This window comes from Paenibacillus sp. J22P51, assembly GCF_059692215.1.
In genome coordinates this window covers 1,019,713-1,033,486 of the sequence record NZ_JCAUAZ010000001.1, presented here as the reverse complement: position 1 = coordinate 1,033,486, position 13,774 = coordinate 1,019,713, and the positions used below count along the sequence as shown (strand labels likewise).

Annotated in this window: 12 protein-coding genes; 10 read left to right on the top strand and 2 right to left on the bottom strand. The window is 44.7% G+C overall.

Features of this window, described 5'->3' with window-relative positions; translation table 11 throughout:
• The first annotated feature begins 76 nt into the window (after positions 1–76).
• The 7 genes from AC58QC_RS04025 to AC58QC_RS03995 all read left to right on the top strand — a co-directional run bounded on the left by AC58QC_RS04025 (position 77) and on the right by AC58QC_RS03995 (position 5,870).
• Positions 77–577 (top strand): phosphatidylglycerophosphatase A family protein, encoded by a 501-nt coding sequence (locus AC58QC_RS04025; RefSeq protein WP_497413898.1) that lies wholly within the window; start codon positions 77–79, stop codon positions 575–577.
• Between the two features lie 169 nt (positions 578–746).
• On the top strand, positions 747–935 hold the full coding sequence (locus AC58QC_RS04020; protein WP_028554922.1) for a hypothetical protein: 189 nt from the start codon (positions 747–749) through the stop codon (positions 933–935).
• Positions 936–1,001: 66 nt separating this feature from the next.
• Entirely contained in the window at positions 1,002–1,868 is an 867-nt protein-coding gene (gene accD, locus AC58QC_RS04015; RefSeq protein ID WP_497413897.1) for an acetyl-CoA carboxylase, carboxyltransferase subunit beta, read from the top strand.
• The gene (locus AC58QC_RS04010; RefSeq protein ID WP_497413896.1) at positions 1,858–2,838 is read left to right on the top strand and encodes an acetyl-CoA carboxylase carboxyltransferase subunit alpha; all 981 of its coding nucleotides are present in this window, start codon (positions 1,858–1,860) and stop codon (positions 2,836–2,838) included. Before accD ends, AC58QC_RS04010 begins: the two co-directional genes overlap by 11 nt.
• Positions 2,831–4,585, top strand: coding sequence for a pyruvate kinase (pyk, locus tag AC58QC_RS04005; RefSeq protein ID WP_497413895.1), 1,755 nt, complete (start codon positions 2,831–2,833; stop codon positions 4,583–4,585). The genes AC58QC_RS04010 and pyk overlap by 8 nt, the downstream gene beginning before the upstream one ends.
• A gap of 444 nt (positions 4,586–5,029) precedes the next feature.
• Positions 5,030–5,470, top strand: coding sequence for an acyl-CoA thioesterase (locus tag AC58QC_RS04000; protein ID WP_497413894.1), 441 nt, complete (start codon positions 5,030–5,032; stop codon positions 5,468–5,470).
• A 4-nt stretch (positions 5,471–5,474) separates the two neighbouring features.
• Positions 5,475–5,870 (top strand): FxsA family protein, encoded by a 396-nt coding sequence (locus tag AC58QC_RS03995; RefSeq protein ID WP_497264643.1) that lies wholly within the window; start codon positions 5,475–5,477, stop codon positions 5,868–5,870.
• A 47-nt stretch (positions 5,871–5,917) separates the two neighbouring features.
• Here the strand turns inward: AC58QC_RS03995 and ytvI are convergent, their stop codons facing one another.
• Complete coding sequence (gene ytvI, locus AC58QC_RS03990; RefSeq protein ID WP_497413893.1) at positions 5,918–7,054, bottom strand: sporulation integral membrane protein YtvI; 1,137 nt, start codon at positions 7,052–7,054, stop codon at positions 5,918–5,920.
• Positions 7,055–7,239: 185 nt separating this feature from the next.
• On the opposite strand from ytvI, the gene ppk1 reads away from it, so the two are divergent.
• Positions 7,240–9,372 (top strand): polyphosphate kinase 1, encoded by a 2,133-nt coding sequence (gene ppk1 / locus AC58QC_RS03985; protein WP_497413892.1) that lies wholly within the window; start codon positions 7,240–7,242, stop codon positions 9,370–9,372.
• Here the strand turns inward: ppk1 and AC58QC_RS03980 are convergent.
• Complete coding sequence (locus tag AC58QC_RS03980) at positions 9,338–10,876, bottom strand: Ppx/GppA phosphatase family protein (protein ID WP_497413891.1); 1,539 nt, start codon at positions 10,874–10,876, stop codon at positions 9,338–9,340. The two genes, ppk1 and AC58QC_RS03980, sit on opposite strands and share 35 nt — an antisense overlap.
• A 299-nt stretch (positions 10,877–11,175) precedes the next feature.
• Here AC58QC_RS03980 and citZ point away from each other — a divergent pair, with 299 nt between their 5' ends.
• Both citZ and icd read left to right on the top strand, forming a co-directional pair.
• Positions 11,176–12,288 (top strand): citrate synthase, encoded by a 1,113-nt coding sequence (gene citZ / locus AC58QC_RS03975; protein WP_497413890.1) that lies wholly within the window; start codon positions 11,176–11,178, stop codon positions 12,286–12,288.
• 151 nt (positions 12,289–12,439) lie between these two features.
• A complete protein-coding gene (gene icd, locus AC58QC_RS03970) occupies positions 12,440–13,738 on the top strand; it encodes an NADP-dependent isocitrate dehydrogenase (RefSeq protein ID WP_497264649.1) in 1,299 nt (432 codons plus the stop codon).
• The last annotated feature ends 36 nt before the right edge of the window (positions 13,739–13,774 follow it).

Below are 13,774 nucleotides of genomic sequence, written 5' to 3'. Positions count from 1 at the left end.
ATAGCTTCCTCCGCATATGAATAGGAACCCGGCTTTTCTTATTCATATAGGCATCCCATTGCTAGGAGGAGGATTTATGACCGAACAACACATGATCCAGCTACTCCAGAAACGCGGTGTGTCCGTGGATCAAGTCTCAGAAATCGTATACAGGCTGCAGAAGCCGTATAATGATCAACTCACGATTGAAGAATGTGCAGATAGTGTGATGGCCGTGCTTTCTAAGCGCGAAGTGCAATATACCCTCTACACGGGTATAGCGTTGGATGAACTAGCAGAGAAGAAACTGCTGCCTGAGCCGCTGCAATCTATTCTTGAGGTGGATGAACCTCTTTACGGTGTAGACGAGACCTTAGCACTAGGCATTGTACATGTTTACGGTATGATTGGATTAACCAGCTTCGGCTACTTAGATAAGGAAAAAATAGGAATCATTCGCGCATTGAACGATGACCGCAGCGCTGTGCATGTTTTTCTAGATGATTTAGTATGCGGATTAGCCGCAGCAGCCTCAGCCAGAATTGCTCATCAAAATGAGCATGCGCCTGATTATAGCAGTAAACAACGTCTGGACTAAGCATAAATAGTTCAGGCTTTACTTTTTATATCGATGTGCTCTGTTGCGGGCAAAAGTGGAATTATGATATCATTATTGCATTGTGTGTTCCTATGCGTATAAAGGATGTATTATCGTCATTGCTTAGTTGCCTTAGTGGTTGTAGTTGCACGTCATAGGAGGTTTATTCATGTGGACGGTGATCTATATAGCTCCTACTGCGAAAATTGCAGAGCGGATTAAACAGAGGCTGACGGAAGAAGGTTTTCTCGTTCAAGTACGAGGCATCTCTTTATCCAAAAATCAATTCGAAATTGTTGTTCCCGAAGGGGAGTTGGAAGAAGTACAAGAAGTGCTCAATTCTATTTTACATAGATAGTAAAAGTAGAACTAAGAATCGTGGCTTGTCAAGGAATATAGGTCATAGCCAATTAGAGGTGGAAATGTGCTAAAGGATTTATTTCAAAAGCGTAAATATGCAACAATTCCTTCTGAGAGAACGAAGAGAGAGATTCCTGAGGGTTTAATGAATAAATGTCCGAAGTGTGGCACGATTCAGACAAGCAAAGAGCTTGAGAAGAATCTCAAAGTGTGTACGTCTTGCGGTTATCATTATCGATTAAGCGCATCCGAACGGATCCAACTTACGCTCGATGAAGGTCAATTTGTTGAATTTGATACAGACATGATTTCTGAAGATCCTTTGCAGTTTCCTGATTATGTCGAGAAATTGGACAAAGCCAAGAATGCAACGAAGCTTCAGGATGCGATTATGACAGGTCAAGGAACAATTGGCGGATACCCGGTTATCATTGCTGCTATGAGCTTTGATTTTATGGGAGGCTCGCTAGGTTCCGTTGTCGGTGAGAAAATGACGAGAGCTGTCGAAATTGCAATTGAGAAAAAGCTTCCAATTCTCATTTATTCCACATCTGGTGGCGCACGTATGCAAGAAAGTATTCTCAGCCTTATGCAAATGGCCAAAACTAGTGCTGCATTGTCCAAGCTTAGCGAGGAAGGCGGATTATTCATATCGATTATTACAGATCCGACTTTCGGCGGAGTTTCGGCAAGCTTTGCGATGCTTGGCGATATTATTATTGCTGAGCCGGCCGCTTCATTTGGTTTTACGGGCCGCCGTGTTATCGAGCAAACGATTAAGCAGAAGCTGCCTGACAATTTCCAAACATCTGAATTCAATCTCGAGCATGGTCAGCTCGACAAGGTCGTCTGCCGCAAGGATTTGAGACCGACGTTAATTAAGCTGCTCGACATGCACGGAACGAAGGAGGAACCGACTTATGGCGGGTGAAATGCTGTTTGAACAGCCACTGGCGGAACTTAAAAGTAAAATTGCCGAACTGCGTAAATTTGGGTTAGAGAAGCAAATTGACTTTTCAGAGGAAATTCGCCGTTTGGAAGAAAGATATGCTCAGCTTGAGGATGAACTATATACTTCGATGACGTCTGCGGAGAAAATGCAGCTGGCTCGCCATCCGCAAAGACCGACGACGATCGATTATATCAACACGATTTTCACGGATTTCATTGAATTCCATGGTGATCGCTTATATGGTGATGATCTTGCCATTGTTGGTGGACTAGCGAAGCTAAACGGTGTTCCCGTAACAGTAGTTGGTCATCAAAAAGGAAAAGATACGAAGGATAACATTGCGCGGAATTTCGGATGTCCGCATCCGGAAGGGTTTCGTAAAGCGCTGCGTTTGATGCGTCAAGCGAATAAATTCAAGCGTCCTATCGTGACATTTATTGATACGAAGGGAGCATTCCCTGGGAATGCTGCGGAAGAGCGCGGTCAAGGAGAAGCGATTGCCAGAAATCTGCTGGAAATGGCCTCTTTTCGTGTGCCGATCATCTGTATTGTCATCGGTGAAGGCGGCAGTGGCGGTGCCTTGGCGTTAGGTTTAGGTAATAAGGTGTTAATGTTGGAGAATGCGATCTATTCGGTTATTAGTCCTGAAGGCGCGGCTTCCATCTTATATAAAGATGCTTCTAAAGCATTACACGCAGCAGAAGCTATGAAAATTACGGCCGATCATATCCTTGAACTTGGGGTTATCGATGGTATTATTCCGGAGCCCAAGGGCGGCGCTCACCGGGATTTAGCAACGCAAGCCGAACATATTAAATCAGCGGTCTGGGAACAGCTTCAGCAACTGCTGAGTTTGAACGAACAGGAGCTGCTCGAGGATCGTTACCGTAAATTTAGAGACATCGGTCGGTTCACATTCACTCAGGAGGGTAAAAGTAACCATGCGTAAAACGAAAATTGTCTGTACCATTGGACCAGCAAGCGAATCACAAGAAAATCTTAAAAAGCTTCTAGAAGCGGGCATGAACGTAGCCAGGCTTAATTTCTCCCACGGAGATTTTGAAGAGCACGGCGCACGTATCCGCAATCTTCGCGCTGCATCCGCTGAGACAGGCAAAGTAGCTGCTATTTTGCTTGATACCAAAGGTCCAGAAATCCGTACAGGTAAGCTAAAAGAAGAGCCAATTGAGCTTGTTCAGGACAAGCACATTATTTTGACTACAGAAGAAATTCTTGGGGATGTAGACCGTATCTCTGTAACGTATTCAGACCTGCCGCGTGATGTTGAAGTCGGATCCACCATTTTGATTGATGATGGCTTGATCGGACTTACGGTTGTTGATATTCGTGGAACAGAGATCGAGTGCCGTATCGTGAATGGCGGAACGATCAAAAGTAAAAAGGGCGTTAACGTACCAGGCGTGAAAATCAGCCTGCCAGGTATCACAGAAAAAGATGCGAATGATATCGTGTTCGGTATCGAACAAGGTGTAGATTTCATCGCAGCTTCTTTCGTACGTAAAGCAAGCGACGTGATGGAAATTCGTGAGTTGTTGGAGCGTCACAATGCTTCTCACATCCAGATCATTAGTAAAATCGAAAACCAAGAAGGCGTTGATAACCTTGACGAAATTCTTGAAGTTTCCGATGGTCTAATGGTTGCTCGTGGAGATCTTGGTGTTGAGATTCCGGCTGAGGATGTTCCGGTTGTTCAAAAACAAATGATCAAAAAATGTAACATCGTAGGTAAACCGGTTATTACCGCTACAATGATGTTGGATTCCATGCAGCGTAACCCGCGTCCTACACGTGCGGAAGCAAGTGACGTAGCGAATGCGGTATTCGACGGAACGGATGCAGTTATGTTGTCTGGAGAGACAGCGGCTGGGAAATACCCTATTGAATCCGTTGAAACGATGGCTCGTATCGCTGAGCGCGCAGAAGCGGCTTTGGAATATAAAGAAATTTTCCTTCGTCAAGCACAAGCGCAACAAGTAACGGTTACAGAAGCGATCTCGCAAGCGGTAGCGAACTCCGCATTGGAGTTGGGTGCAAAAGCAATTTTGACTGCAACCGAAAGTGGCTACACAGCGCGTATGGTATCCAAATACCGTCCGAAATCTCCGATTATCGCAGTTACGCCTAGCGAGCAGGTCATTCGCCGTTTATCCCTCGTTTGGGGTGTAATTCCGGTGTTTGGCGAACAAGCGAAAACGACTGATGAGCTGTTCAACCTAGCGGTGGAAAGCTCCATCAAAACAGGTATCGTTTCCCTGGGCGATATCGTTGTCATCACAGCAGGCGTGCCAGTTGGCCGCTCTGGAACAACGAACCTGATCAAGGTTCATCACGTTGGTGAGATGATCGCCAAAGGGACAGGCATCGGCATGCAAACTGCGACAGGTACTGTCGTAACGGCACGCACGCCAGAAGAAGCTAATGCGAAAATGGTAGACGGTGCTGTGCTTGTAACGGTATCAACGGATAGAGAGTACATGCCGGCTATTCAGAGAGCTTCTGCGTTAATTACCGAAGTGGGCGGCATCACGTCTCACGCGGCAGTCGTTGCACTTAGCCTTGGCATTCCTGTCATCGTAGGCGTGGAGAACGCTGTAGAATTGATCAAAGATGGAACAGAAGTTTCGATTTACCCAGAAGTAGGCGTTATTTACTCAGGTCAAGCGAGCGTTCTGTAAGTGATAACGAAGAGTGAAGCGAGAGTTCAATCTTGCTTCACTCTTTTTTTGCGTTGTTAACCTCCTAATGCTTCTAAACATTATTCCTACTCCTCCTTTGCCGCATCTACTCCTAAATTAACCCCGAACTTATCCGAAAACTTAGATCCCATTGGACTTATCCAATGAATAGCCAATATAAATGGTCAAAAAAGGGATTTGACTGGATAAATCCATTCAAATATTAGAAAAAGGTCATATATCGACCAATACGGGGCTCCTCCAATGGATAAATCCAATACTTTGCTCAAAAGATGCACTTAAATGGAGTTTTCAATGTATTTATCCAATGGCACTAATTGAAAATGGAATAACGTATCATATACATGCCATCACTGCAGCATTTAAGACTCACGCCCCACCTATGATATAATGGAACCACAAGTCATTGCGGGAGGATTTATAATGAATCAGGAACGGATGCATCAACATCAGCTGCGTGTGCGGTATCAAGAAACGGATCAAATGGGAGTTGTATACCATGCCAATTATTTGACTTGGTTCGAAATCGGACGTACCGAGTTTATTCGATCCCTTGGGTTTCCCTATCGTAAAATTGAGGAAATGGGACTTCTTTTGCCTGTAACGGAAGCGGATCTCAAGTTCAAAAAGCCAGCGAGATACGATGATCTCGTGGGGATTTATACACGGGTGTCGCAAGTGAGCAGTGTTCGGCTGCAATTTGCCTATGAAATTCGCAGAATTAATGACGATCAATCCGAAGAATTGCTGGTTACAGGAACATCTGGTCATGTTTGGGTGAATCCTTCTTGGAAGCCAGTACGTATAGAGAAGGAAGCGCCAGAATTGTGGCAGCTCATTGCGAAGTATTCTGAAGGAGGCTAAACCTATGTTTCGTTGGATTCTTGCTATTTTTATTCTCGTGCCTGCGATAGAAATTACAATGTTGATCATGCTTGGACATCTAGTCGGAGGTTGGATGACCTTCCTGTTAATCATAGCGAGCGGCTTCTTGGGTGCTTACTTTGCTAAGCGCGAGGGGCGCAAGGTGATGGAATATGCGAAGTTTGAGTGGTCGCAGGGTCAGCTGCCAGCGCAACAGATCCTGGATGGGATTTGTATTTTCCTTGGGGGGATTTTGCTGATTACACCGGGCTTCATTACGGACATTCTGGGTTTCCTGCTCGTCTTTCCGTATACAAGACCGATATTCAAGGTACTGCTGCTGGCCATCATTCGCAAACAAATCGGAAAAGGCAACATGCACATCATCAATCGCAGATAAGCTGTCATGTCTGAAAGTAATCTCAAACCAAAGGCTCGGTCATCCTCCTATTTCGGAGGTGCCGAGCCTTTATGTATGTAAGCTGCGATATCATGAAAGATTCTCGCTCGATAGAAGGCGGTAATGAGAATAAGGGATACAGGCCCAACGATAAGTCCTAATAGTCCGAATAGCTTTAAACCAACGAACATGGCAATAAGTGTAGCTAGTGGGTCTAGGCCGACTGAAGAGGCTAATACCTTAGGCTCCATAATCTGCCGCGCAATTACAATAACCCCATATAATACACTAAGTCCAATGCCAAGGACGATATTACCTTGCGCAAAGAAAACGTAGAGAATCCATGGCACCATGACAGCGCCTGTTCCAAGATACGGCATCAGATCAGCTAAGCCTGTTAACAAGCCAATGGTGATGGCATAATCAACACGCAGCACAAGCAGGCCGATGATCACAACTAACGCAGTAAGTGAAACTAGGATTAGCTGAGCTCTTATATATCCAAACAAAGCCTTTTGTAAATCCGTGCGGATTAACTTGGTTGTTTTAACAATCATGTCCGAGAAGATGCCCTTATAGCGTTTGATCAAACCATACCAATCCTTACTGATAAAGAAGGTGGCCAGCATTACGATGATGGTGATCGTCGCGATATTAGGGAGCGAGGTCAAGAATGCTTTGAGAGCCGCAAAGATATAGGTGATAACCAATTTACTAACATCGGCAATAGAGCCTGCTGTGGAAGAGAGATTGGTGTTAACCGTTTCCTGATATTTCGGATTATTTTCAAAAAACTCATTCACGCGCTCAATCCATTGCTGGAAGGTGATCGAATTAATGAACACATTAAATTCCTCTACCCACCGGTTGATTTGAAGTTGGATCGTATCCGCCAGGGAACCTAGCTCTACGACGATATTGGCTACCAGTAAAGTGATGATCGTGACCATCGCACCAAGGAATATAAGCATGGAGAGTGTGACAGACAGCCATCTGGGCAGCTTTAATTTGAAATGAAAAAAATTAACAAGCGGATTGAGCATAAGTGCGATAATCCAACCGAAAATAAAGGGGTAAATGAGTGGAATGATATAGTAAAAGGCAAGGGCCACGAGAAAGACAATTATTGCCACCCAGATGCCTCTGAAAATTTGGTGAACCAATCGCGGATTTAGGATACCCATGGTAGGAATCACTCCTTGTTTCAAGTCAATAACATTGTAACATGAACATGGATAAATACGGAAATATCATGATATTTACAAAATCTTAATATATTGAAATACAGGGATTTGGATTGTCGCCCCCTAAGACCCATAGTACAATGAAGATACTAAACCACTAAAATTGGAGAAATACTGGAGGATTTATGAGTATTGCGCGCGAACCAGAACTTAGGGAAGTAAAAGAACTCAAAGAAGTCAAAGAGATTTCAACCAAGTACTTAAATCGTGATTTGAGCTGGATCGAGTTCAATTGGCGTGTGCTTGAGGAAGCGCAAGATGCGAGTACACCACTGCTGGAGCGTGTGAAATTTCTGTCGATCGTATCGAGCAACCTCGATGAATTCATGAGTGTTCGTGTCGCAGGACTCAAGGATCAAATTAAGGCTGGTTATACCAAGAAGGATTTCACCGGCTACACACCAGCAGGACTCATCAAACGAATTATGAAACGCACGGCGAAAATGGTGACTGAGCAGTACAAAACATATCGTGAAGTATCGCGGCTATTAACCAAAGAAGGGATTGTATTTACCGAATACGAAGATCTAAATACGTCTCAGAAGAAAGCCATGGATGCGTACTACCATGATATTATTTTCCCTGTGCTCACGCCGATGGCTGTCGATCAGAGTCGTCCATTTCCGCTTGTACATAATCAATCCTTATATTTGGCTGTGTTGCTTGTGCGTGAGGGAGAGGATCTGGATGAGGAACCTTTCTTCGCGATTGTTCAAATTCCTAGCAACTTATCTCGCTGTATTCCTGTACCTACCCGTTCAAATAGTAAAAAGACCGAGTTCATCTTACTTGAGGAGCTCATCGAGCACCATATTCAATCCTTATTCAGTGGATACATACCGATTTCCGTGCATGGCTTCAGAGTGACGCGTAATGCGGATTTAACGCTCAATGAAGAGGGCGCGGAGGATTTGCTGGAAGAGATCGAAAAAGAGCTTAGGCGCAGACGCTGGGGCTCTCCTGTGAGGCTGGAGGTCCAAGAAGGGATCCACCCGTACGCTTTGGCACAATTACAGGATGAGTTTGAGATAGAGGAACAAATTTTTGAGATTGATGGGCCCTTGGACATCACATACTTTATGAAGCTCGCTAACACATTGAATGGTTTTGATAATCTTCGTTATCCGCGTATAACAGCCAAATATCCGGTTGAATTTGAGGACTCAGCGGACTCGGCTGACTTTTTCAATATTCTTAAAATGAAGGATGTACTTGTGCATCATCCGTACGAGACGTTTGACGCAGTCACGGACTTTATTGTTCATGCCGCGTATGATCCGCACGTATTGGCTATTAAAATGACGCTCTATAGGGCGAGTGGTAAATCGCCCATTATTCAGGCTTTGGCGAGAGCGGCAGAATCCGGTAAGCAGGTGACAGTGGTTGTCGAGCTGAAAGCGAGGTTCGATGAAGAGCGGAATATTGCTTGGGCTAGGATGCTTGAGAAATCGGGCTGTCACGTAGTATACGGGCTAGTGGGACTCAAAACACATGCGAAAATCACGCTCGTCGTTCGACAGGAGGAGCATACCCTTCGCCGTTATGTGCATGTTGGAACAGGTAACTATAATGACAGTACGGCGCGGTTGTATACGGACGTTGGATTGTTCACCTCGAACAGTGTTATTGGCGAAGATGCTTCAGCGCTTTTCAACGAAATTACAGGATATTCAGCACCACATGATTGGCAATCCTTCGCGGTAGCTCCAACGGATTTGAAAGATAAGTTGTTCGAGCTCATCGCACGTGAATCTCTGCATGCCAGAGCAGGTCGACCCGCGCAGATTATTGCCAAAATGAACTCCTTATCGAATCAAGAGATGGTAGATGCGCTGTATGCGGCTTCTCAGGCTGGCGTGAAGATTGAACTCATTGTACGAGGCGTATGCTGTTTGCGGCCAGGTGTACCTGGTCTAAGTGAGAATATTACGGTTCGGAGTATTGTAGACCGATTTCTAGAGCATTCAAGAATCTACTATTTCGAAAATGGGGGGCATGTCGATGTCTACCTGTCTTCGGCAGATTGGATGACGCGTAATTTAACGCGTCGAATTGAGCTGATGTGCCCAGTTTTGGACCGCGAAATGAAGAAAATGATGATTCAAATTCTGAACGTGACTCTCCATGATAATGTCAAAGCGAGAGAACTCATGTCCAATGGGATGTATACACGCATAAAAAATGAACTGACCCCTTATCGGAGCCAGTTCGAGGCGATGCGAATTACTTCATGGAAGAAACTCCGGCGTGAGTCATAAGCTTAAGACCCCAGATTTTTTCGAAATCTTTGGTGAATGCGTTAAGCTCTTTAAGCTCCAAATAAGGGTTGTGAACACAAAGCAGCTTGAGACTTATCGATGTTTCACTGCGCTGGATGCTAAGTTCTTGAATAGGCTGTGTTTCACTCACATCCATGGCAATGGCAAGCTTCAGGATGGCACCTAATTTGATGATTAAGGCTGTATCGGATTCCAGCAGCAGGTCCTTGTACGCAAGAGCTTGCTGCTGGGTCCGATTTTTTGTTTTGAATGTTGCGATAAGGGAAGCAATCACAATCTCCCGATGGCTTAAACCGTCAATATGGGCTTCTTGGATCATATATTCCGTGTGTTTGAGGAATTGGTAATAATGAACACTTACCCCAATGCGGTACAATAGTGCAGCTGTGTGCAGCAACAGCCTGCCGCGAGCCTCTAAATCTGTTGTTGGAGCAAGTGCATCATACATCTGCATGGCAAATTTATCGATATGACGGGCATGTTTTACGGATGCATTAGGGTGGAGCGTAAGTACATTTTGGATGCTAGCTTCCAATACATTGGGTTTAATGGGTTGCTTCGGATTAAAGGTTTCAAAGAAAAGTCCATCACGCAAGCCTGACCCGCTAATGAGGCAGGCAGAGGATTTGGCTGCTTCGAAGATCGTCTCTAGAATGAGTAAACCTGGCACCATAATATCGGCTCGTTCTTTGGCGAGGCCATCGACTTTTTTTCTTTTTTCAATGGGCATCGAGGATAAAAGAAGTGAAAATACTTGAAGCTCCCCTGGCTTCAAAACGTAATTATGAGCAAGCTGGAGTGGATATTTGTTACGCTTACGGCTCATTTTACCCAGTGTTCGGATCGTCCCTCCGAGTCCAACCATAGGAAGATCAGGGGATTTCGTAATCCAAGGCTGAGACGCAATCGCCTCATGCACCATTTTACGAATATCGGTAATCTCTTGATCAGTTAGATTTGCGCCCTTCATATGTTGGCGAGTGGTATTCACTGCTCCGAATGGAAAGGATACACATTGTACCAATTCTCTATTCTTTAATAAAGAGACTTCCGTGCTTCCTCCGCCGATATCTATGATCATGCCATCCCGAATATCCATCGAGTTAATGACGCCGAGATAACCGAAACGCGCTTCCTCAAACCCGCTCAAAACCTCGATGCGAAGCCCGGTTTGCTCCTCAAGGACATGTACGATTTCTGCGGTGTTGGCAGCGTTCCGAACAGCTGCAGTTGCAACGGCTCGAACGGTTGTGACAAATTGCGACTGGCATAAAAGGGCATAGTGGGTTAAGATGGGAACGATGGAAAGGATATCTTTGTTATGTAAAATCCCATCTTGACCCATGCGCTCACTAAGTCTTGCGGAATCTTTATGCTCACTGACGACGCGATAAGCTCCTTGGGCATTTATTTCATAAATGACAAGTCGGATGGAGTTGGATCCGATATCGATGATGCCAATCCTAGTTGCATGGTTGCTCATAGTGTCGCTCCTTTATAACTCATATCACGGATTCATTGGTTTCATTGTATCAATCTCGAACTATGTCTACAAATTTTTCCTCGCAGACTGAATAATTCAGTGAAATTAACAAAAACTTGTATCGTATGTTTGGAAGATCAGGATGAAAAATGGTGTGAAAATTCCGCCAAAAAGAATTCTTATGGTAGTGATAATGAAGTTCTATGACCCCATTTGTTCACTTACCGAGTAAAATACTTTATTATTAGAAGAAGAAAACAGCAATAATTTGCTAATAGAGTAGCTAAGGAGAGATTCCCATGTCTGCAACCAAAGGTTTAGAAGGAATTGTAGCCACAACCTCGTCGATCAGCTCCATTGTAGATGGCGTGCTTACGTATCGCGGGATTGATATTGATGACCTCGCAGAAAATGCGACTTTTGAAGAAGTAATTTACCTGCTATGGTTCGGGAAATTGCCTACACAAGCTGAGCTTGAGAAATTGCAAAGCGACCTGAACGCATACAGCAAAGTACCTGATGCGGTGATTGACCTTATTCGTTCATTCCCGAAAGATGTTAACTCCATGGCGGCGCTTCGTACAGCGGTTTCCGCACTTGCCCTGTATGATGACGAAGCTAATGATTCCAGTTCCGAATCCAATGTGCGTAAAGCTATCAAGCTGCAAGCACAAATTCCTAGTATCATCGCAGCTTTCGCACGTATTCGTGAAGGTAAAGAGCCAGTTGCTTCCCCAGGATATTCATCCGTAGCGGCTAACTTCTTGTTCCAACTAACAGGAAATGAGCCAGATAAAGTAGCTATCGAAGCGTTGGACAAAGCATTAGTTCTTCATGCTGACCACGAGTTGAATGCTTCCACATTCGCAGCGCGTGTAACTGTTGCAACACTTACAGACATCTACTCCGGTATTACTTCCGCTATCGGAACGCTTAAAGGACCTCTTCATGGTGGTGCGAACGAAGCGGTTATGGTCATGCTTGAAGAGATCGGTACTGTTGAGAACGTTGTTCCTTACATTAACGGTAAATTAGAGCGCAAAGACAAAATCATGGGCTTCGGTCACCGCGTATACAAAAACGGCGATCCTCGCGCGAAGCACTTGCAAAAAATGTCGTATGAGCTTGGTAAATTGACTGGCAACTTGAAATGGTACGAAATGTCCATTAAAGCAGACGAGTTGGTAACAGGTCTTAAAGGCTTGAAACCAAATGTAGACTTCTACTCGGCATCCGTATACACAACGTTGGAAATCCCTCGTGATTTGTTTACGCCGATCTTCGCGATCAGCCGTACGTCCGGTTGGGCAGCTCATATCCTTGAGCAGTACGAGAACAACCGCTTGATCCGTCCTCGCGCTGAGTACACAGGTCCAGTTAATCAAAAATATATCCCAATTAGCCAACGCTAATTAGTATTGCATTAAGCTCAAGGTGCGGGCAGTTCGGTACTGGGTCCAGGTCATCTGGGGGAGTACTGTAACTCCCGTCACTTTTTGTGTGCCTAGCTATGCACAACATATAGGAAAACCATTTAGACAAATTTGAGGAGGAACTATTATCATGCCACAATTCGAAGCTTACGAACTTCCAACAGAAGGTCAAAAAATCACGATCGAAAACGGTGTTCTTCAAGTCCCTAACAACCCAATCATCCCTTTCATCGAAGGTGACGGAACAGGTCCTGACATTTGGGCAGCTTCTGTACGTGTACTAGATGCAGCTGTTGAGAAAGCATACAAAGGCGAGAAAAAAATCGCTTGGTACGAAGTATTTGCTGGTGAGAAAGCATTCAACAAATTCAACAACTGGTTGCCTAACGATACATTGACAGCTATGCGTGAATACATCGTGTCCATCAAAGGACCTCTAACTACACCAATCGGTGGCGGTATCCGTTCCCTGAACGTGGCACTTCGTCAAGAGCTAGATCTTTACGTATGTTCCCGTCCAGTTCGTTACTTCAATGGCGTTCCATCCCCAGTTAAACGTCCTGAGTTGGTTGACATGGTTATTTTCCGTGAAAATACAGAAGATATCTACGCAGGTATCGAGTGGGAAGCTGGTTCCGAAGCTGTTAAGAAAGTAATCTCCTTCTTGCAAAATGAAATGGGCGTTAACAAAATCCGTTTCCCAGAAACTTCAGGTATCGGTGTTAAACCAGTATCCTCCGAAGGTACAGAGCGTTTGGTTCGCGCTGCAATCGAGTACGCAATCAAACATGGCCGTAAAACGTTAACTTTGGTTCACAAAGGGAACATCATGAAGTTCACAGAAGGCGCGTTCAAAAACTGGGGTTATGAGTTGGCTGAGCGTGAGTATGCAGATAAAACTTTTACATGGGCACAATACGACCGTATCAAAGAAGCAGAAGGCGCTGAAGCAGCGAACAAAGCTCAAAAAGACGCTGAAGCTGCTGGCAAAATCATCGTAAAAGATGCGATTGCTGACATTGCTCTTCAACAAGTATTGACACGTCCAACTGATTTCGACGTAATCGCAACGTTGAACCTGAATGGTGACTACCTGTCTGATGCACTAGCTGCACAAGTTGGCGGTATTGGTATCGCTCCAGGAGCAAACATCAACTACTTAACTGGTCACGCAATCTTCGAAGCAACGCATGGTACAGCTCCTAAATATGCTGGTCTTGATGTTGTTAACCCAGGTTCCGTTATCCTTTCCGGCGTAATGTTGCTTGAGCACCTTGGTTGGTTGGAAGCAGCTGAGCTGATCTATAAAGGTTTGGAAACATCTATCAACAACAAAACGGTTACTTATGACTTCGCACGTTTGATGGAAGGCGCGACAGAAATTAAGTGCTCCGAGTTCGCTAACGAAATCATCAAAAACATGGCTTAATTTGCAACAAAGATTTGTTTGACTACAAAAAGTAGG